General features: G+C 66.2%; 21 protein-coding genes and 1 riboswitch. Of the genes, 8 read left to right on the forward strand and 13 right to left on the reverse strand.

Translation table 11 applies throughout. The annotated features are described in order from the left end of the window. Window positions 1-52 precede the first annotated feature (52 nt). From PI86_RS17300 to PI86_RS04960, 5 genes are all read left to right on the forward strand, one after another. Window positions 53-226 (forward strand): hypothetical protein, encoded by a 174-nt coding sequence (locus PI86_RS17300; RefSeq protein ID WP_161792355.1) that lies wholly within the window; start codon window positions 53-55, stop codon window positions 224-226. 44 nt (window positions 227-270) lie between these two features. Then, on the forward strand, window positions 271-1,674 hold the full coding sequence (locus tag PI86_RS04945; protein ID WP_039319291.1) for a cytochrome ubiquinol oxidase subunit I: 1,404 nt from the start codon (window positions 271-273) through the stop codon (window positions 1,672-1,674). Beyond that, window positions 1,671-2,663, forward strand: a complete 993-nt coding sequence (locus PI86_RS04950) for a cytochrome d ubiquinol oxidase subunit II (RefSeq protein ID WP_052319367.1) — start codon at window positions 1,671-1,673, stop codon at window positions 2,661-2,663. Before PI86_RS04945 ends, PI86_RS04950 begins: the two co-directional genes overlap by 4 nt. Window positions 2,664-2,666: 3 nt before the next feature. Further along, entirely contained in the window at window positions 2,667-2,870 is a 204-nt protein-coding gene (locus PI86_RS04955) for a hypothetical protein (protein WP_039319294.1), read from the forward strand. A gap of 104 nt (window positions 2,871-2,974) precedes the next feature. Then, window positions 2,975-3,655 carry a hydrolase gene (locus tag PI86_RS04960; protein WP_039319296.1) on the forward strand — a complete coding sequence of 227 codons (681 nt, stop codon included), beginning with the start codon at window positions 2,975-2,977 and terminating at the stop codon, window positions 3,653-3,655. Window positions 3,656-3,750: 95 nt separating this feature from the next. Here PI86_RS04960 and PI86_RS04965 read toward each other — a convergent pair whose 3' ends face one another. From PI86_RS04965 to PI86_RS05005, 9 genes are all read right to left on the reverse strand, one after another. Continuing rightward, complete coding sequence (locus tag PI86_RS04965; protein WP_039319298.1) at window positions 3,751-4,104, reverse strand: BON domain-containing protein; 354 nt, start codon at window positions 4,102-4,104, stop codon at window positions 3,751-3,753. 65 nt (window positions 4,105-4,169) lie between these two features. Further along, a complete protein-coding gene (locus PI86_RS04970) occupies window positions 4,170-5,249 on the reverse strand; it encodes a porin (protein ID WP_039319403.1) in 1,080 nt (359 codons plus the stop codon). Between the two features lie 164 nt (window positions 5,250-5,413). Next, on the reverse strand, window positions 5,414-5,863 hold the full coding sequence (locus PI86_RS04975; RefSeq protein ID WP_014900108.1) for a nuclear transport factor 2 family protein: 450 nt from the start codon (window positions 5,861-5,863) through the stop codon (window positions 5,414-5,416). A gap of 258 nt (window positions 5,864-6,121) precedes the next feature. Then, a complete protein-coding gene (locus PI86_RS04980; RefSeq protein WP_039319301.1) occupies window positions 6,122-6,832 on the reverse strand; it encodes an NIPSNAP family protein in 711 nt (236 codons plus the stop codon). Window positions 6,833-6,871: 39 nt separating this feature from the next. Further along, window positions 6,872-7,930 carry a maleylacetate reductase gene (locus PI86_RS04985; RefSeq protein ID WP_039319303.1) on the reverse strand — a complete coding sequence of 353 codons (1,059 nt, stop codon included), beginning with the start codon at window positions 7,928-7,930 and terminating at the stop codon, window positions 6,872-6,874. 42 nt (window positions 7,931-7,972) lie between these two features. Further along, entirely contained in the window at window positions 7,973-8,608 is a 636-nt protein-coding gene (locus tag PI86_RS04990) for an alpha/beta hydrolase (RefSeq protein ID WP_014900111.1), read from the reverse strand. A gap of 62 nt (window positions 8,609-8,670) precedes the next feature. Continuing rightward, window positions 8,671-9,630 carry a VOC family protein gene (locus PI86_RS04995; RefSeq protein ID WP_039319305.1) on the reverse strand — a complete coding sequence of 320 codons (960 nt, stop codon included), beginning with the start codon at window positions 9,628-9,630 and terminating at the stop codon, window positions 8,671-8,673. A gap of 64 nt (window positions 9,631-9,694) precedes the next feature. After that, window positions 9,695-10,453 (reverse strand): citryl-CoA lyase, encoded by a 759-nt coding sequence (locus tag PI86_RS05000; protein WP_039319307.1) that lies wholly within the window; start codon window positions 10,451-10,453, stop codon window positions 9,695-9,697. Continuing rightward, window positions 10,453-11,949 carry a class I adenylate-forming enzyme family protein gene (locus PI86_RS05005; protein ID WP_039319309.1) on the reverse strand — a complete coding sequence of 499 codons (1,497 nt, stop codon included), beginning with the start codon at window positions 11,947-11,949 and terminating at the stop codon, window positions 10,453-10,455. The genes PI86_RS05000 and PI86_RS05005 overlap by 1 nt, the downstream gene beginning before the upstream one ends. A gap of 228 nt (window positions 11,950-12,177) precedes the next feature. On the opposite strand from PI86_RS05005, the gene PI86_RS05010 reads away from it, so the two are divergent. The 3 genes from PI86_RS05010 to PI86_RS05020 all read left to right on the forward strand — a co-directional run bounded on the left by PI86_RS05010 (window position 12,178) and on the right by PI86_RS05020 (window position 14,874). Continuing rightward, window positions 12,178-12,951, forward strand: coding sequence for a GntR family transcriptional regulator (locus PI86_RS05010; RefSeq protein ID WP_039319311.1), 774 nt, complete (start codon window positions 12,178-12,180; stop codon window positions 12,949-12,951). A 281-nt stretch (window positions 12,952-13,232) separates the two neighbouring features. After that, window positions 13,233-14,036, forward strand: coding sequence for an SDR family NAD(P)-dependent oxidoreductase (locus PI86_RS05015; protein WP_039319314.1), 804 nt, complete (start codon window positions 13,233-13,235; stop codon window positions 14,034-14,036). Window positions 14,037-14,160: 124 nt separating this feature from the next. Then, window positions 14,161-14,874, forward strand: coding sequence for a riboflavin synthase (locus PI86_RS05020; RefSeq protein ID WP_014900117.1), 714 nt, complete (start codon window positions 14,161-14,163; stop codon window positions 14,872-14,874). 85 nt (window positions 14,875-14,959) lie between these two features. On the opposite strand, the gene PI86_RS05025 is transcribed toward PI86_RS05020, so the two are convergent. From PI86_RS05025 to PI86_RS05040, 4 genes are all read right to left on the reverse strand, one after another. Next, window positions 14,960-16,201, reverse strand: a complete 1,242-nt coding sequence (locus PI86_RS05025; RefSeq protein ID WP_039319319.1) for a voltage-gated chloride channel family protein — start codon at window positions 16,199-16,201, stop codon at window positions 14,960-14,962. Window positions 16,202-16,280: 79 nt separating this feature from the next. Beyond that, a riboswitch (Fluoride riboswitch) is annotated at window positions 16,281-16,386 on the reverse strand. 59 nt (window positions 16,387-16,445) lie between these two features. Then, a complete protein-coding gene (locus PI86_RS05030) occupies window positions 16,446-17,465 on the reverse strand; it encodes a chemotaxis response regulator protein-glutamate methylesterase (protein ID WP_039319321.1) in 1,020 nt (339 codons plus the stop codon). Continuing rightward, window positions 17,462-19,771, reverse strand: a complete 2,310-nt coding sequence (locus tag PI86_RS05035) for a hybrid sensor histidine kinase/response regulator (protein ID WP_039319324.1) — start codon at window positions 19,769-19,771, stop codon at window positions 17,462-17,464. Before PI86_RS05035 ends, PI86_RS05030 begins: the two co-directional genes overlap by 4 nt. After that, window positions 19,768-20,481, reverse strand: a complete 714-nt coding sequence (locus PI86_RS05040) for a chemotaxis protein CheW (protein ID WP_039319326.1) — start codon at window positions 20,479-20,481, stop codon at window positions 19,768-19,770. Before PI86_RS05040 ends, PI86_RS05035 begins: the two co-directional genes overlap by 4 nt. Between the last annotated feature and the right edge of the window lie 7 nt (window positions 20,482-20,488).

Here is a 20,488-nt window from a genome sequence, read left to right on the forward strand (position 1 = left end):
ATCGACTAGATGGCGTCATCCCAACCGGAATCCGCACCCGACCATGTCCATCATGAACGTTCTTTCATTCGCAGCGAAGGCCTCCGGCGTACTCGCGTTCGCGGCTGCCATCGCCGCAACCGAAATGGCCCTGATCAAGATCTTCTCGGACGAGGTCGGCTATCTCGTGCTGGTCGCGTTCATCGCACTCGCGATCGTCGCCTGGCGCCGCACGGAAACCGACTGAACACCGCCAATCGCCATGCTGATTCACATCAAACGAGGTCGTAGATGGATACCGTGATGCTGGCTCGCATCCAGTTCGGATTGACCGTCACCTTTCACATCATCTTTCCGACCATGTCGATCGGCCTCGCGACCTTCCTCGCCATCGTCGAAGGATTGTGGCTCAAGACACGCGACGCGCTCTATCTGAAGATCTACCGATTCTGGGTGATCATTTTCTCGCTCGGATTCGGCGTCGGCGTCGTCAGCGGCATCGTGCTGTCGTTTGAATTCGGCACCAATTTTTCCGGATTCGCACGGCTGGCCGGCCCCGTGATCGGCCCGCTGATCGCGCTCGAGGTGCTCACCGCGTTCTTTCTCGAAGCCGGATTCCTCGGCATCATGCTGTTCGGCATGACGCGTGTCGGCCCGAAGCTGCACTTCTTCGCGACCACCATGGTCGCCGTCGGCACGACGATCTCCGCGTCATGGATTCTCGCCGCCAATTCGTGGATGCATACGCCCGACGGCGTGACCTTCGATGCCGCGGCCCGCGCATTCCACGTCGTCGACCGCTGGCGCGTCATCTTCAACCCGTCGTACCTGGTCCGGCTGCCGCACATGCTGCTCGCCGCCTACCTGTCGGCTTCGTTCTTCGTCGCAGGCGTGGGCGCGTGGTATTTGCTCCGACGCACGCATGTCGCATTCGCGAAACGCACGCTGTCGATGGGGCTCGGCTTCGCCAGTATCGCGATCGCGCTGCAGCTGCCGCTGGGTGATTCGGTCGGCTTTCGCATGTTCGACTACCAGCCCGCGAAATTCCAGGCCATGGAGGGCTACTGGCAACCGACGAAAAGCGCGCCCTATCTTCTGTTCATTACGCCGCATCAGCCGCAGGCACGCAACGGAACACAGGTCGGCATCCCCTATCTCGGCAGCCTGATCGTCACGCGCTCGATCCACGGCACGGTTCCCGGGTTGAGCGCGACGCCGGCCGCGAACCGGCCACCGATGGCGCCGGTGTTCTATGCGTTCCGGGTCATGTTCCTGCTCGGCCTGCTGATGTTCGCCGTTGCGTCGATCAGCCTGTGGCTTCGCTTCAGGGGCACGCTGTTCTCGACCCGATGGTTCCTGCAGGTCGTCCGGACGATGATGCCGGTCGGCTTCATCGCGACGATCGCAGGCTGGTACACATCGGAAATCGGCCGTCAGCCGTGGGTCGTGTACGGCTATTTGCGTACCGCGGACGCCGTGTCGCGCGTCCCGGCCCCCCATATCCTGTTCTCGACCGTGCTGTTTGCCGTCATCTATGCGCTGTTCCTGGCCGCGTTCGTTGGCATCACCGCCCGCGTGATACGGCGCGGCCCGGATGCGGCCGCTCACGCGTCGCCGTACGCCGCTTCGCTCAAGCCCGTCCTGATGCCCGACGCCGACGCTGCCGCCGACACCCGGGCCGGAGAAAAATCGTGAATACCGCCCTCAGCCACGTATGCATCCTCATCGCGATCTTTGCGATCGCGATGTACGTCCTGCTGGACGGCTTCGACCTGGGTGTCGGCATCCTGCTGCTGTCCTCGCGACACGGACCGGAACGCGACGCGCTGGTCGACAGCATCGCGCCCGTCTGGGACGGTAACGAAACGTGGCTGATTCTGGCCGCGATCGTATTGTTCGGCGCATTTCCACTCGCCTATTCGATCCTCGTACCGGCGTTCTATCTGCCGTTCATGGTGATGCTGGTGTCGCTCGCGTTTCGCGGTGTGGCGATCGAGTTCCGGGTGCATACGCCGTTTCCGCGCTTCTGGGACGGCGCGTTCAGTATCGGGTCGACGCTCGCCGCATTCGCGCAGGGTCTGGTTGCGGGTGCGCTGCTGTCCGGGGACATCGCCGTCGCAGACGGGCAATTTTCCGGCAGCACGCTGGACGTGTTCACCGGCTTCAACGTGCTGACCGGCCTGACCGCCATTGCGGCGTATGCCAGCCTGGGCGCCGCATGGCTCCGCTGGAAGACCCGCGCGGCGCTGCAGCACGCCCGGCTGCCCACGTTGCGCATTGCGATGCTCGCGTTCCTGCTGCTCGCCATCGCCTCCTGCTGCGCAGCCGGAACGCTGCCGGCCGTGGCCGCCATGTGGCATGCCCGTCCCGCCCTCATGGGCATGCTCGGTACGCTCGGCGCCGGACTGTGGATCGCTGCCTTCCGTGCGTCGTACACGGCGTCGGACCTGCGCCCCCTGCTTTGCAACCTGGCGACCGTCGCCATGCTGCTGATCGGCTTGATCGCGATCCTCTGGCCTTACGTGGTGCCGTTCAGTCTCGCATTCGGCGCTGCCGCGGCGGAACCTGGAAGCCAGCTCATGGTGGCCGCCGGCGCGCTGGTCATCCTGCCCGTGATCCTCGGCTACAACGCATTCGCCTACTGGGTATTCCGCGGCAAGGTCGACGCGCCCGGAGGAGAGTGAGCCATGGGCAGCCTGAAGCAGCTCGCCACCGAACTGCCGCGACGCTGGATCGCATGGGCAGCGCCTCCGCACGATCCTGCCGCCCCGGGAAAACTCGCGCGGCAGCGCGCAAGGTTCGCGTGTGGCCTGTATGCCGCATCGCTGCTGCTGTTCGCCTTGTTCTGCTGCCTGCTCCACCTGCTTTTCGCCGTGATTTTTCAACTGTAGTACCTGCACGCAACACAGCCATTCGCGCAACCGCGCCAACCCCGGGTCTAGCCGCTGCCCGTCCGGGAACGGTACACCGGACCCGCCCAACCAGGAGTATTGCCATGAGCGCACCTGCCAACTTCAACGGTCAACGCCCCGTCATCGACCCGAACGATACGGCGATGCTGTTGATCGACCATCAGAGCGGCCTGTTCCAGACCGTGAAGGACATGGAAATGACCGTCCTGCGCAATCACGCGATTGCACTGGCCAAGATGGCCACGCTCTGCAAGATGCCGGTGATCACCACGGCGTCGGTTCCGCAAGGCCCGAACGGCCCGTTGATCCCCGAGATCCACGAAAGCGCGCCGCATGCCACCTACGTCGCGCGCAAGGGGCAGATCAACGCCTGGGACAATCCCGACTTCGTCGATGCGGTCAAGGCGACCGGGCGCAAGACGCTGATCATCGCCGGCACGATCACCAGCGTCTGCATGGCGTTCCCGGCGATCTCGGCCGTCCACGAAGGCTACAAGGTGTTTGCCGTGGTCGACGCGTCGGGCACCTACTCGAAAATGGCACAGGAAATCACGCTCGCTCGCGTGGTGCAGGCCGGCGTGGTTCCGATCGACACCGCCGCGGTGGCCTCCGAACTGCAGCAGACCTGGCATCGCCCCGACGCGCAGCAATGGGCCGAGGTCTACGGGATGATCTTCCCTCCGTACCGCCTGCTGATCGAGAGCTACCTGAAGGCCCAGGAAGTCGTGAAGAACAACGAGCAGCTCGACTCGGAACGCGCATAATCCGTTCGAGCGAGCCGGTCCGCGCCAGCGGGCCGGCTCCTTTCGACGCATCCCGATTCATCGGCCGCCCCGCATGCGGCGGCCTCGCCCGAGACTCACTCCGGCCGAATCAACAGGTCGTTCCTGACTGCCGTGACGCCGCTCACCGAGCTCGCGACCGCGGTTGCGATTTGAGACTGGGCGCTATCCGTCACTGAGCCGCGTAACACGACGGCACCGTCGCGCGCGATGACGCCGATATTGGCCGCATTGAGCCCCCTGGCACTGCCGAGCGCGCGAACGACGGCTTTCTGGAGCCGGCGATTCGCGGCCTTGACCTCCTTCTTGCCGGGCGTGACCGCCTGCGGCGCGAGATCGGACCCGGCCGGATCCACCTGAGCGTTGACATTCCCCGCAACGGACAACGCGGTCGCCAGGTAGAGCGACAACAGGGCGTGACTGGTTTTCATGTGTGATGTTCCGGTTGTGCGGTCCGGTTCCGGTCGAGCCCGGTGCCGGACCGCGATCGAGATGATTAGAAAAACTTCCGGATGCCGACCGTACCGCCGAACGTCGTGCCCGCGGGGCCATACAGCGCCCCGATCATCGACAGCCCGGTATTCATTGCGCCGTGATTGTTGACCACGCCGCATTGCGCATAGAGCGTCGTGCTCTTCGACAGGAAATAATCGGCGCCGACGGCCGCCATGACGGAATGATTGGTCGTATGGTTGCGATCGCTCGTCAGCCACACGCCGCCGTTGATCCCGAGCGTCGGCGATGCGAACCAGTTGATGCCGCCGCCGAACACGGCGCTGTCGAACGAACCGGCGACCTTGAAGTTGACGAACGAGGCCTTTGCGGTGAGCGAGCCGAACTGATAGCCCACCCCGATCATTCGACCGTCGAACGCGACATTGGTCGGCACCGGCGTGCTCTGCGCAGCGCCCGCGTTGCCGCTGTAGAGCGCGGCATTGACCGTCAATCCGCCGCGCTGGTAACGGACGCGCGCGGCATATTGCTTGCCGGCGCTGAAATCGCCCGGCTTACCGCCGAACGCGAACATGGTACTGACGGTCAAGCCGGCGAACGTCGGGCTCGTATAGCTCACCGCATTCGGGTTGAAAATGCTGGTGCCCAGCACGGTCCCGACGTAAATGGTCGACGCGCTGCCGAACAGCGAGAGATCGCGCGGATCCGAATCGTAGACCGCCTGAAAGAACGGGGAAAACTGCAACCCCATTTTCAGCTCGCCGGCGCTGCCCGACAGCGCAATCCACGATTCGCAGCCGAACAGGTTGCCATTGCAGTGGAACAGGCTGCCGTTCGTCGCGCTGATGCCGCTCTGCAGACGAAACTTCGCCTTCAATCCACCGCCGAGATCTTCGATTCCCTGCAGGCCGAACTGCGAATAATAACGGCCGCCATCGATCATCGACACCTGGCTTCCATCGTTGAGACCCGTGACGGGATTGCGCGTCTTGTTCGTATAGAGCATCGCCACGTCCACCACGCCGAATAGCGTGACACTGCTCTGGGCGTGCGCGGGCGCACACACGGCGGTCGCCATCAGACAGCCGGCAAGTCCCAGCGAAACATGCTTTCTCGCTGACATCATCATCTCCATGCCTTGCCGCGATATAGACGGCAATGATTTGTTATCCTGAATTTATCGAATGGCCGATGGCCCGGTCGAACGACATGCTTGATGCAGGCATTCGTACCGTCCGGATCAACCTGGACGGTTCGACAACGTCATCCGGTGTCGTGCGATCGGAATCAGTAACGGCGCAGCGGATTTGTCGCGAGCCACGGGTAGCGCTCCGTATCGCCCCCCGCATAATCCGGATCCAGATAGACGTGACATCGCTGGATCCTGAAGTCGCGAATCTCGAACACGTCGCACCAGCGACCTGCGTGCGTGACACCTGCCTGCCAGGCCGCACCGTTTTTCAACGTGCCGCTCGACAGCCCCTCGACACACACGAGATCGCCATGCTGAATGACGTTCAGACAGGAAGTCTCGTGCGAGACACCGGCCAGTATCGTCATCAGATCGCGGAACAACTGACCGATTTCCTCCTTGCCGCGTGCCACGCCCCATTTCGGGAAATACATCTGCGCGTGGTCGTCGAACAACTCGAGCAGATTTCCGCCATGATCCAGCCGCCTGAAGTACTCGAGTGCGATCGCCTTGCGTTGCTCGTCGTTCATCGTCTTGATCTCCATCCCCTTCTCCCTTCGTTGAAAAATTCCGTGCATTCCGGCAATAACTATGGATTCCTTAAAGATATGAATGAACCTTCTTCCCGGCACGACTCACTCGGAACGTCACGCGTTCATTGCATGCGGGAACGGCGACGCATCGACGGAACGGATCGACGGCTTCACCGCGCACCCCGGGCCTGGGTGGGAACAGCGCACGTCAGGAAAGGGGCGACCGTACCGGCGGATTGCGTGCCGGCAATCCGGCGCTGCCGCGATCGATCAGGGCTCGACGAAGATCGGCGACATGTCGGCCACCGGCGACGGCCGGAGCAGCACATGCGTGATGTCCAGCAGCACCGGTGCGAGTTCATTCAGCAGCGTCTTCCATACGCCGGGCCAGGACCGCACCGCCTGCTTGACGACCCAGTCGTCCACGCTCGCCAGATGCGTGTAGACGCGCACCCGGTTCAGCGGGCCGACCATCACGTTGAACGCGCCCAGCAAACCGTCGACGAACCACGCGTCGTCGGCCACACCCTGTTGCGCGAAGGCCTGCCAGAAGCGCGGCACGCCGCCCGCGCGGAAGGTCAGCGTCGTTTCCGCGACGACCGCGCGTTGCGCGGACACCGGTATCGGCGCGCCGTGCGCCGGCAGCCAGTCGTTGCCGTTGCCCCACATCGGCGTCGCCCGATCCACGCCGGCCGGCAGAAGAAATTCGTTTTCCTGGCGCAGGATCATCGAGCGTACTCGCCCGAAGTAGGCCAACAGGTTCGTATCGCCGGACAGACCGCCCAGCCGCGTTTGCCAGTCCGCGAAGTCGTCGTAGCGATAGAGGCAAACGATCGACTCGGGCATGCCCGCCACCGGCGCAAACGCGGCGATCAGGCGCTGCAGGATCGGGCGCAACCCGTCGGCACGCAACTGCTGTGCGTCCCAGAAGTCATTCAGCATGCCCGGCTGCAGCGTATAGGTGCGGCGCTCGATCAGCATCGGTTTCTCCACTTCGCGGCGATGACGGCCGCTATCGCGTTACAGGGGATCGGCGCCTTCATAAGCGCGCTCCAGCAGCGCGCGAATCGCGTGCCGCTCGATCGGGCGTGGATTCGGATAGGCTTGTTCGACAATCAGGTCGGCCGCACGATCGATGCCGTCCCGCGGCATCCCGATCTCGCGCAGCGAGCGCGGCGCGTCGAGCGAATCGCTCAGGCCGCGCAGCCCCGCGATCGCGTCCGCGGCACCGATCGCACGCCCGACACGCGCGAGCGCGTGCGGGGCGTGGGTCGCGTTATAGCCCAGCGCATACGGCAGGATGACGGTGTGGACCTCGGCATGAGGAAGATTGAAGGTCCCGCCGAGCGTGTGGCAAATCTTGTGATGAACGCCCATCTGCACATTGCCGAGCACTGTCCCGCAAAGCCACGCGCCGTAGAGTGCGTCGCCGCGCGCCTCGACATCGGCAGGCGACGCGTACAGGCGCGGCAGCGCACTCGCGAGGGCACGTATGCCCTCTTCCGCCATCAGGCTGTATACCGGGCTGCCATCGTGCGCATACATCCCCTCGACGGCGTGCGCGATGGCATTCATGCCGCTCGTCACGCTCAGCTTCACCGGCAGCGTGAGCGTCAGTGCCGGGTCGTACACGACGCACCGCGGCAGCACGCGCCAGTCCTTGCCGGTTTTCTTCACCCCCGCCTCGGTCAGGCCGTAGAGCGGCGTCATCTCGGAGCCGGCATAGGTCGTCGGCAACGCGATGATCGGCAGATCGGCTTCCAGCGCAATGGCCTTGGCGAGGCCGATGGTCGACCCGCCGCCCGCCGCGATGCACGCATCGGCACCGGACTCCCGCATCGCCCGCACGGCGTCGCGCGCCACTTCCACGGGGACGTGCATGACCGCCCTGGCCAGCACGCCCGCGCTGCGCGTTCCGAGTACACGATCGATTCGGCGCCCCAGTTCCGCCTGTTCGGGCGTCGTGATCAGGAGTGCGCGCGCGACACCGAGCGAATCGAGAATCGCGGGAAGGGTTTCCAGGCTGCCGCTGCCGAACACGACCCGTCCGCCGTGGCTTTCATGATTGAACGACTGCATGATGTGATTCCTGCTCAGAGGTGGGTACGACGCGCTGCCGGATCATGTGCCGAGCGCGCGTCTCGCGTATTCGATTTCCGCATCGCGTATGCCGTGCTCGGTCGCCGGATCGACGTGCAGTACGACGGCAGCGCCGGCCGCATCGAACCATGCCGCCGACCGGCGGACGTCCTCCGCCGGGACGTGGGGATCGTGCTCCCAGGTGGAAAACAGCACCGGCATGCCGGAAAAATCGCGTGCGTCCGGCGCACGCTGCAGGTCGGGCGGCCCGATCAACGCGCCGGTGAAGGACACCAGCGCGCGGTACCGCCGCCGGCTGCGCCACACGAACTCGCTGCACAGGCAGGCACCTTGCGAAAACCCCATCAGCACCTGCGATGCGTACGGGATACCCTGCAGCCGCAGCCGCTCCGACAGCGCTTCCAGACACGCGAGCGCGTCGGACAGACGCGGTTCGTTCAGTTCGACGGGCGCGAGAAAGCGCTCCGGATACCACGAGGCCCCGTCTGCCATCGGCGCCCGCCACGCAAGATCCGGCCGGCCGAAACGGCGCACGACGTGGTCGTGCATCCAGCCCGGCGACTGGCCGCGCCCGTGCACGAGAATCACCGCGGTCGCGGCACGATCGACCGACTCGCCATAGTCGGCCACCGGCTGTTCGAGATGCGCATTCGTCATGAGATCGACACTTCCAGACAATCGCAGCGGGTGCCGCGTACGCCACCCGACCTGCTCGCGTTTCAATAATTGAGGGCTTCGAGCGATTCGAGGATCACCGCGCGCTGGCTTTCGAACTGCGGCGCAAGCTGCACCGTCTGCCCCATCTGTTCGTACGATTCGTCGATCAGGAACGCGTCCGGCTTCGATACGGTCGCCTCGAACATCGCGCCGCTCGGGGTGCGAACGTAGATCGATTCGAAGTAACCGCGGTCCTTGCGCTCCGACGTGTCGGTAAAGCCCAGACCTTCGAGGTTGGCCTTGACCCGATCCTGCACCGAGCGGTCGGCAACCTGGAACGCGCAGTGATGCACGATCCCCTCGCCGTAGGTCCAGCTCGCCTGCGGCATGTCCGGCTCCAGCGCGTAATCGACGAATTTGCCGGAGCCGCCGTCGCCGAACGCATAGCGCGAGAACTTGCCGTCCTTCTCGACCTCGTGCGCCGACCAGCCCTGCTGCATGAATTCCTGGGAAGCCTCCATGTCGCGCACGTTCACGCCAATCGTGTGCAGACCGCGGATCGCCAGCTCGGCCGGCACTTCGCCGTTCGAATAGGGCTTGCGTGCGTCGTCGGCAATGCCGATCAGCTCGTACGGGATGCCGCACGGATGGGAAAACGACAGGACCTGCTCGCCGAAACGTTCCGACCGGCGAACCTCGAACCCGTGCGCGGCGAGCCGTCGTTCCCAGAACGGGATCGCCGATTCGGGAACCGACAGCGCCAGGCCGCCAATCTGCCCTGCACCGCGATGGCCCTTGCGCCCGAAGTGCGCGACCGGAAAACAGGTGATCAGCGTGCTTTCCTCGCCGAGATCGTTGCCGTAGTAGAGGTGATAGAACGGCGCCATACCGTCGTAGATGAGCGTCTTCTTCACGCTTTTCAGCGACAGCACCTTCGTATGGAAGTCATAGTCCTGCTGAGCGGTACCGACGCACAGCGTGATGTGATGGTGGCGCATGATCGCCTGGTTGATCTGGGTCATGTTTGTCTCCTTCATGGAATCGAATGCGATACGAATACACAGCGGACCGGCACCTGCCGACGCACTAACCGGTCATCGCGTCGTCGACGAGTTGCCAGATGAAACGCCCCGACGGACGCTTCTGCTCTTCCGCGATATGCGCGATCAAGCCGGCCGCGCGACTGAGCACGGCGAAGCCGCGCATCAACGACGGTGGAATGCCGAGATCGCCCAGCAGTGCCGCGATCGCGCCAGTCGCATTGATCGTGATGTGCTTGCCGGCCGCCGCATCGACTTCCGCCGCCAGCCAGGCGAGCGCCTCGCAATGCCGGCCATTCGTGCCGGCATCGCGTGCGAGCGCCAGCAATGCGACGGCACGCGGATCGTCGGGCCGGTGCAGATGGTGGCCAAATCCCGGCACGGGCTCGCGCCGCGCACGGTACTCGCGTGCAACCGCCGCCGCTTCGCGCTGCCCCTCCGGCTGCGCCGCGACGATTCTCGCGAGCAGCTCCGCGGCCGGCTCCATCGTGCCGACGAAGCGGCTGGCCACGGCGAGCAGGCCTGCTGCCACGCCCGCCTGCAGATTCTCGGGCGAGCTCGAGTAGACCATCCGGGTCGCGATCGCACTGGGCGTCATGCCGTGCTCCATCAGCGTCACGAGAATCGCATCGACGACGCGTCGCTGGTTCTGCCCGAGCGCGATACCGAAGGTCTGCTGCATGAACACGTCGATAAAACCCGCCTTGCCGATCAGGTCGTCGACGAGGTTGCTGTCGCCGTAGTACACGGCATCCGTGGTGTAGCGACAGAGCCGGCTATCCGGCACATCGGTCTTGCCCGCCATCACTGCCCCCTGGTCCCGAGGATTGCATCGCGCACCGCCGGCTTGAGCACCTTGCCGACCGCGCTACGCGGCAATTCGTCGAAGAAATGCACGACCTTCGGTGTCTTCACCGAACCCAGCTCGCGCTTGACGAAGGCGATCAGTTCGTCCGTGTCCACGCTTGCGCCCGCGCGCAGTTGCACCGCGGCATGTACCGCTTCGCCCCACTTGTCGTCCGGCACGCCGACCACCGAGCAGTCCGCGACGGCCGGGTGTCCCGACAGGATCACTTCGACGTCGCCGGGATAGACATTGAATCCGCCGGTGATGATCACGTCGCGAATCCGGTCGCGCAGGAACAGATAGCCGCGTTCGTCGAACACGCCCGCATCGCCGGTACGCAGCCAGCCGTCGATCAGGGTCTTGCGGGTTTCTTCGTCCGCGTTCAGGTATCCGCTCATGACGAGGCCGCCGCGCACGGCGATTTCGCCCTCCTCGCCCGGTGGCAACGGTGTCCCGTCCTTGCCGACGATCGCCACTTGCGTCAGCAGCGTCGGCCGGCCGACCGACGCCAGGTTTTCACCGGTCATTTCCGACGGTGGCAGGAACGTGATGATTTGCGGTGCTTCGGTCTGCCCGAACGACGTACAGACGATCGGACCGAACACGGCCTGCGCATCGCGAATCTGCTCGGGCCGCATCGGCGCGCCGCCATAGACGAGATAGCGCAGCGCACCCAGCGCGCGCGGTGCGCGACGCTGCTCCTCCGCGAGCGCCTGGATCAGCGTGGGCGGTGCAAAGAAGAGCGTTACGTCGTGTGCGCTCGCGGCATCGAGCAATGCGCCCGGCTTCGCATGGTCGGGAAACACCAGCGCACCGCCGGCGCCGAGGATCGGCAGCATGTACGTCGACGTGCCGTGCGTGATCGGCGCCGCGACGAGATACCGATCGTGCGGCTGCAGCCCGAGCTCGTGAATCTGCGTAGCGATGTTCGCCGTCCATGCACGCAGCGGCTGGAGGACCCCTTTCGGGAATCCCGTCGTACCGCCGGTGAACTTGATCGCCTGGGTTTCATCCGCAGAAATTCCTGCCCGCGACAGCGGCCCCATCGCAAGCGCGCCGCGCTCCCCGGCTTGACCCGCCAGCACCTCGAGCGGCTGCAACGGCGCATCGAGCGGTGCGAGACGTTCCAGCATCGCCGTATCGGCGAGCACCAGCGACGGTTTGACGAACTCGACGATGCGGCGCAGTTCGGGATCGCCGTTGCGCGGATTGAGCGGCACCCAGATCTTGCCGGCCGCGAGAATCGCGAGAATCGCCACGAGATGGTCGACCGAGTTCGCGGCCCCCACGCAAACGCGGCTGCGCGGCTGCGGATCGATGCGATCGAGCGCGGCGGCACGATCGAGCACGAGGTCCGCGAGCGCCGAAAACGTCAGGTTGCGCTCGGGGCTGATCACCGCGAGGCGGTCGGGATGCCGCTGCACGGCACGCCACAAATAGTCGATTGGATACATGGGACGGACTCCGGATTCAGGGTGCGCTCGATGCGAGCGCCATCAGTACGTGGCTGAACTTTATGAATTGTTCAAATGTTCGAACATTCGGATATACCCGAAGCCCCGGTGATGTGCCCCCCTTGGCCTGGCGGTCGGCACGCCCGCTGGGCGGCCGCGACGAACATTCGAACAAAGCGACGGAGCCGCCCGCTATACTGAAAGCCGCTCAATCATGCGTCGCCCCCAATGAACGCCCCTGTCCAAGCGTCCGACACCGTCTCGCTCGAATCACCCCAGCCCCGTCACGTCGATCTGGCACGCACGCTGATGCAGGACATCGGCAGCGGCCGCTACCGCGTCGGCGACATGCTGCCGACGGAAGCCGAGCTGTGCGCCCAGTGGAACCTCAGCCGCTATGCCGTGCGCCAGGCCATTCTGAAGCTTTGCGAGCTCGGCCTGATCAGCCGCCAGGCAGGGATCGGCACGCGCGTGATCGCGAGTCATCCGCACACGCGCTATGTGCAGTCGATGGATTCGTTATCGGATCTCGCCCGCTACGCGCAAGGCACGCGGCTCGACGTCATATCGCGCAGCATCCGTCCCGCGAGCGACGCCGAATCCGGGCTCCTGCACTGTGCGCCGGGGACGAAGTGGCTGCATATCGAGGGCATCCGCCACGATGTGTCGGGGGGAGACGAGCCGATCGCGCTCGTCGATCTCTATGTCGCCGAACGCTACAGCCGCCTGAAAGGCGTCACGGAGACGCTCGACACACCGATCCACACGATGCTCGAGCAACAGTTCGGCATCAAGGCGACGCGCGTCGAACAGGAGATCCAGGGGCTGCTGCTCGCCGGTGACCAAGCCGTCGCGTTGCGGGTGCCGGACCAATCGGCCGGGCTGCGCATCGTGAGAACCTACTACGCTCAGGACACGGTGATCGAAGTCACGTCCGGCATTCATCCGGCCAGCCGCTTCAGTTATTCGATGACGTTTCAGCTGACCCATACGTCGACCTGATACGCGACGTCCGGCCTGCCATGGCGAACGCAGGCGTCGCGTTCGTTCGACAAAAACGCTCTGTTCGACCAATCGTGTCTACCGCGCTCGCCGCGATTCGCTTAACGTAGCGTCTGCAATCCGCCGGCTGCTGCGCGACACATGCTTCCGCTTTGCGGCCCGTCCGGCGCAACGCGCTATCGCACAATGATCAGTAGTGCGTATATTCATGTCGAATTCGCGATGCCGCGCAGGCCTGCCACGCGATCGATCATGCAGCGAAATCATGAAAGGAGACGACGATGGACCTCAATCTCAGCGGACGTACGGCACTCGTATCCGGAGCAAGCAAGGGCGTGGGCAAAGGCATCGCTCGGGCACTGGCTGCCGAGGGCGTGAACCTGGTGCTGCTGGCCCGCGGCACGGACGAACTGACCCGCACGGCCCGCGACATCGCGGACGAGTTCGGCGTGCGGACGCTGCCCGTGGCCACCGATATCAGGAAGGCGGACGAAGTTCGTCATGCCAGTTCAGAAGCCCGCGCGCACTGCGGGAACGTCCATATCGTGGTCAACAACGCCGGCGCTGCGATCCAGCGAAGCGACCGCGAGATTCTGTGGGACGACAGCGACTGGCTCAGTCAGATCGAGATCAAGAACCTCGGTGCGTTGCGGGTGATCCGGGAGTTTCTGCCGCTCGTGCCGACCGACGGCACCGGACGAATCATCAACATCACGGGCGCATCCGGAGCCATGACGTGGAATCCGGCCCTGACGTACGGGATGAACAATGCCGCGCTGATTCACATGACCGGCTATCTCGCGGCCGATCTCGCCAGCCAGCGGATCAACGTCAATGCGGTGGTGCCCGGACTGGTCGGCACCGAATGGCGAGAGGAATGGGCGCAGTCGATGGCCGCCAAGGCGGGCAAGCCGGTCGACGCATGGTTGCGCGAATTCTGCGTCGGGAAGGGCATCCTGTCCGGACGCTGGGCGCACGTGGAAGAAATCGGCAGCGTGGTTGCCTATCTGGCTTCCGACCACGCGCGCTATATCAACGGGGCACGCATCGCAGTCGACGGCGGCCTCACGGTGAATGCGCGATAGGCGGTCGATACGCTGCGTCGTCGACGCCGCCGGCAACGGGCCGGGCCCAAGGCATCCGGCCCCGACACCTTCGCCCGGGATCACTTATCATACCGGCCAGGCAATTCGCGACGAAAGGCAGACCATGTTTACAGGCATTGTTCAGGGTGTTGGCGTCATCAAGGCCATCAAGGATCACGGCGAACTGAGAACGTTCAGCATCGAATTCCCCGAGCGGTTCACCACCGACATCGAGATCGGCGCGAGCGTCTCGGTCGACGGCGTGTGCCTGACGGTAACGACCATCCATTCCCCGGTGCTGGTCGACTTCGACGTGATGTTGCCGAGCCTGAGAATCACCACGCTGGCCGACCTGGCGACCGGCGCCCGGATCAACGTGGAACGGGCCGCGAAGGACGGCGCGGAGATCGGCGGGCATCCGCTGTCCGGTCACGTCGATTTCATGGGGACCATCCTGCACATCGCGTCGTCCGAGCACAACCGGATGATCCGCATCGGCGTGCCGGCCGATTTCAAACGATATGTCTTCGCGAAGGGCTATATCGCGATCAACGGCTGCAGCCTCACCGTTTCGGACGTCAATCGCGACGAAGGCTGGTTCGAAGTCTGGCTGATTCCCGAAACGCGACGCGCCACCACCTTCGACGCAAAGGGTGGCGACGACAAGGTCAACATCGAGATCGAGCGCAGCACCCAGGTCGTCGTGGATACGATCCGCGAGTCGGTCAAGGAAACGCTCGGTGAGTTGACCGGCGTCGTCACGACGTTGTTGGCCGACAAGGGCATCGATATCGAGGAATTGCTCGCGCGGAACGTCGCGAAGCTGCCGAAGCAGTAACGGCAACGGGCACCGCCTTTCCCGGTGATGCCCGGGTGTCGGTTTCCGTCCCCATGCGTGCGGTTGGCCGCCCCGCGTGCCGGCTTCACTCCGGCTCCGCCTGCGCGCCCTTCCCCACGGCCACCCGCTGCGACCGATAAATCCCCGCGTGGCCTGAAAACAGATAGGCGACCACGCACGCCACGATCGCATACACGCCGATATCCGCGCCGAACAGTTCGATCGCCATGATCGTCGACGCGATCGGCGTGTTGGCCGCGCCCGCGAACACCGCGACGAAGCCGAGGCCCGCGAGCACCGGCACCGGCAGCGCGAGCACCTGGCCGAGCGCGTTGCCGAGCGTCGCGCCGATGTAGAACAGCGGCGTCACTTCGCCGCCCTTGAATCCCGACGCGAGCGTGACGACGGTCAACGCGAACTTGCCCGCGAAATCGTACACGGGCAGCGGCCCGTGAAACGCGGCCTCGATCGTCGGAATCCCCAGACCGAGATACTGCGGCACGTTCAGCACGGTGGCGGCCACGGCCACCATCACGCCGCCCAGCACCGGCTGCAGCGGCGCATAGCGGACGACACGCCGGAACCATGCGGTCAGCGCGTGCGTCGCGAACGCGAACAACCGGCCGACGACGCCGAACGCGATACCCGCGACGACCGTCGCGGCCAGCCCCGTCGCCGACGCGGCCGGCACGAACGGAATCGCATAAACAGTGTGATGCACGCCCCACGCGCGGCACACGACATCCGCGACGATCGCCGAGGCGACGCAGGTCAGCAGCGCGTCGTACCGCACGCGGCCGATCGAAAGCACCTCGAGTCCGAACACGGCGCCCGCGAGCGGCGTACCGAACACCGACGAGAAGCCGGCCGCGATGCCGCCCATCAGCAGCACGCGCCGATGCTCGCGATCGAGGCGGAACAGGTGCGTGACGCGATCGGCGAGCGCGCCGCCCATCTGCACGGCCGTGCCCTCGCGGCCGGCCGAGCCGCCGAACAGGTGCGTGACGACGGTCGCGACGAGCACGAGCGGCGCCATCCGCTTCGGCACGAGCGCCTTCGGGTCGTGAATCTCGTCGATCAGCAGGTTGTTGCCGCGCGCGACCGACTGGCCGAACCGATGGTAGACCCAGCCCGTCGCGAAGCCGGCGGCCGGCAGCCCCCACAGCAGCCACGGATGCGCGACGCGCGTGCCGGTCGCCCAGTCGAGCGCGATCAGGAACAACGCGGAAGCCGTGCCGGCCAGCGCGCCGAGCAGGGCCGAAAGCGCGAGCCAGCGGCACACGTAGCGCACGGTCGCGAAAAAATCGGCAGAAGTCGAGAAAAACATGATTTCCAGGTTCGACAGGACATCAAAACCTGGGCGGCAGAACACCGCATGGACGGCCTGCGACCTCCTGACAACCCAGGAACACGCAGGCATCATCAGCCGGGCAACCCGGCGGTTGAGGGCCGCACCGCACGCGCCACGCGCCGGGATCGACCGCAGGGAGGCATGCCATCTCCGCAGGGCGCCATTGTACGCGCCGCGCCGCGTCGCGCGCAATGCCACCCGGCGGAGCCGCTGAGCGCCGTCAGTCGAGCGGCATGCGCGTCACGCGCGAGATCAGTTGGGGCGCGATGCGGTCGAGCGGCAGGATCGCCGACGCCGCGCCGATCGCCGCGGCCGCTTTCGGCATCCCGTAGACGGCGCTGGTCGCCTCGTCCTGCGCGATCGTATAGCACCCCTTCGCACGCATCGCCTTCAGCCCGAGCGCGCCGTCACGCCCCATCCCCGTGAGCAGCACGCCGAGCGCATCGCCCTGCCAGCCGTCGGCGACGCTGTTGAAGAATACGTCGATCGACGGCCGGTACGGCGTCTCGGCCGGATGCCTCGTATAGCCGAGCAAGCCGCGCGGCGACAGGCACAGGTGGTCGTTGGTCGCCGCGAGCAGCACCTCGCCCGCCTGCGGCACGCTGCCTGGCAGGGCGACACGCACGGGCAGCCGCGCATAGCCGTCGAGCCACTCCGCCATGCCGAGCGCGAACGCCTGGTCGACGTGCTGCACGATCACGAGCGCGGCCGGGAAATCGGCCGGCAGCGCGCGCAGCAGCGCGGTGAGCGCGGTCGGCCCGCCCGCCGACGCGCCGATCGCGATGAGCGTCGGCTGGCCGCGCGTGAGCGCCGGCCCGGGCGGCACGAGCGTTGCGGTCCGGCTTGCGAGCAGCCGGCCGATCTGGTCGATCTTCGCGAGCAACGGCTGCCGCGCCGCATCCGACGGCAGGCCGAGTGCGAGCGTCGGCGTGTCGACCGCATCGAGCGCACCGGCGCCCATCGCCTCGTACACCGACGACGTGTTCGCGCTGACGCTCGCGGTCACGATCAGGATAGCGCAGGGTGCACGCGCCATGATCCGGCGCGTCGCGGCCACGCCGTCGAGCCTCGGCATCACGAGATCCATCAGCACGAGGTCGGGCGGATGCGCGACGCAGAAATCCACCGCCTCGTCGCCGTCGGTCGCCACCCACAGCACGCGGTGATCGGTGCGCAGCGCGATCACGCGGCGCAGCGCTTCGACGGCAAGCGGCAGATCGTTGACGATGCCGATGTTCATCCGCGCGCGTCCCCGATCAGGTCGTGCACCGCGTCGAGCAGCGCCTCGTCGTGGAAACTGCTCTTCGCGAGGTAGTAGTCGGCGCCGGCATCGAGCCCGCGCCGGCGATCCTCGTCGCGATCCTTGTACGACACGATCATCACCGGCACGCGCTTGAGCATCGGATCGTTCTTGATCAGCGTGACGAGTTCGATCCCGTCCATGCGCGGCATGTCGACATCGGTGACGACCAGGTCGAACGCGTCGCTGCGCACCGCGTTCCAGCCGTCCATCCCGTCGACCGCGACGGTCACGTCGTAGCCGCGCTTTTCCAGCAGCTTGCGTTCGAGCTCGCGCACCGTCAGCGAATCGTCGACGACCAGCACGCGGCGGCGCCGGTCGGCGAGCGCGAGCTGCGGATCGCGCATGAGCTTTGCGAGCTGCCCGCCGCGCACGAGCTTGTCGACCGAGCGGATCAGGTCCTCGACATCGACGATCAGCACCGGGTCACCGTTCTCGAGCAACGCGCCGGCCGCGATGTTCTGGATCTTGTGCAGGCGACTGTCGAGCGGCTGTACGACGAGCATGCGTTCGCCGAGGAAGCGGTCGACGGCGACACCGTACAGCTCAGGCTCGCCGCCGACGACCACGACCGCCGTGCTCGCACGCGCGGCGTCGGGCTCGCCCGCGTCGAGCAGCTGATGCGCGGCGACGAGGCCCGCACGCCGGCCGTCGAACGGAAAATGCGGCTGCCCTTCGAGCACGTCGATGTCGTCGTGCGCAAGCTCGAGCGTGCGGCGCACGTGCGCGAGCGGGAACGCGTACGGCTCGCCGCCGACCTCGACGAGCAGGCTGCGGATCACCGACAGCGTGAGCGGCAACTGCAGCACGAAGCGCATGCCCGCGCCCGGCTCGTTGAAGATGCGTACCGCGCCGCGCACGCCGCGCACCATCTCCTGCACCGCGTCGAGGCCGACGCCGCGCCCCGACACGTCGGTCACCGCGTCGCGCATCGAGAAACCCGGCAGCAGCAGGAATTCGAGCAGCTCGGGATCGGACAGCCGCGCGGCCGTCTCGTCGTCGGTCAGCCGCTGCCGCACGACGGCCGCACGCAGCGCGTCCATGTCGACGCCAGGCCCGTCGTCGATCACGCTGACGAGCAACGATCCGGCGCTGTGACGCGCCTCGAGCGTCACGCTCGCCTCGGCCGACTTGCCGCGCGCGCGGCGGGCGTCGGGCGACTCGACGCCGTGGTCGATCGCGTTGCGCAGCAAATGCCCGAGCGGCGCGTCGAGCAGGTCGAGGATGTCGCGGTCGACCTGCGTGCCTTCGCCGACGATCGAGAAGCGCACCTGCTTGCCGAGCGAGCGCGCGAGATCGCGGACGATGCGCGGATACGCGCGCGTCGCGTCGCCGAACGGCCGCATCCGGCACTGCAGCGCTTCATCGTACAGTTGCTCGGCGATATGCGTGCTGCGCCGTTCGAAGCGGTCGAATTCGTCCATGCGCTCGGCGAGCGACCGCTGCAGGTCGTTGAGCATGTGCCGCACTTCGTTCATCGACGCGAGCACGCCCGCGTCGAGATCGTCGGCGAACTGCTCATACACCAGATCGAGCGAACGGGCCGCGTCGCGCTGCGCACGCTTCACGCGCAGCATCGATTCCGCGAACGGCTTGAGCCAGCGCGATTCGACGAGCGACTCGCCGGACAGGCTCAGCAGCCGGTTCAGCGTATCGGCGCGCACGCGGCGCATCGCGCCCGCGCCGGCCGCACGGCCGGCCTGGACCGGATCGGGCACGGCCGCCGACACCGCGAGCGGCGGCACCGCGGCGCCGGCGCCTACCGGCTCGTTCGCGGCGCCGTCGTGCTCGCGAAACGGCACGACGGACGGCGGCATCGACGACGGCGCATCCGTCGGTGCCGGCAGCGCGTGCGCGCCGTCGGCACCCGTCAGCGCCAGCGCGAACGCCTCGATCTCCGCCGACGACACGGGCTGCGCCTGCGGATCGGCGACCCGCACCAGCAGGTCGACGCCGGCAAGCAGCACGTCGACATGCGTGGCCGTCAGCGCGATCGTGCCGGCTTGCGCGGCGACGAAGCATTCCTCCATCCGGCCCGCGATGTCGACGCCGAGCGGCACGCCGACGATGCGCGCGGCGCCCTTCAGCGAATGCGCGGCGCGCATGCACGCCTCGAGCGCGGCGGAATCGGGCTCGCCGGATTCGAGCGCGAGCAGGCGCTCGGACAGCGCCTGGGTCTGCGTGCGCGTCTCCTCGCGGTACAGCTCGAGCAACGACAGGTGGCTCAGATCGTCATCGCCGCTCATCGCATGCTCCGTGTGACGGCGTCGAACAGCCGATCGTCGTCGAGCAACCCCACCGACTTCCCGCGCCACGACAGCACGCCGCGCGACAGGCCGGCGCTCGCACGCCCGACCGTCGCCGGCACGGGCACCCATTCGGATGCGCCGAAGCGCAGCACGCCCTCGACTTCGTCGACCGGGAACACCACCGGCTCGCCCTGGTGCGCGGCCACGAGCAGTCGCGTGAAGCGGCCGTCCGCGCGGCCGTTGCCGCCGTTGCCACCCTTGCCCGCGTCGAGGCCGAGCAGCGCGCCGATCGAGATCGCGATGCGCAGCGTGCCGCGAATGTTGACCACGCCGCGCACGGCCGAATGGCGGCGATGCGGCAGCGAATGGATCGGACGCGTGCCGGCAATCTCGCGCAGCACGTGGATCGGCAGCGCGAGCCATTCGTCGGCGACGCGAAATGCCAGCGCCGCCTGACGCGTATCGTCGTCGCCATGCGCGCGGTTCGCGTCGAACGCGCTCAGCCGGTGCGTGGTGTCAGCCAGCTCGGCGACGTCGAGCGGGCGCTCGAGCAGTTTCGCCGCGTGATACGCGTAGACCGGGCAGTTCAGGCAGCGCAGGCAGTCGGCCAGCCGCTCGCACGAGCGGTCGCCGCGCGTGCCGATCCGGTTCCAGCAATCATCGACGCCGATCGTCGTATCGTCAGTGGCAATGGCGTCGCGGTTCATTCTTTCC

Source organism: Burkholderia sp. A9 (genome assembly GCF_000801975.1).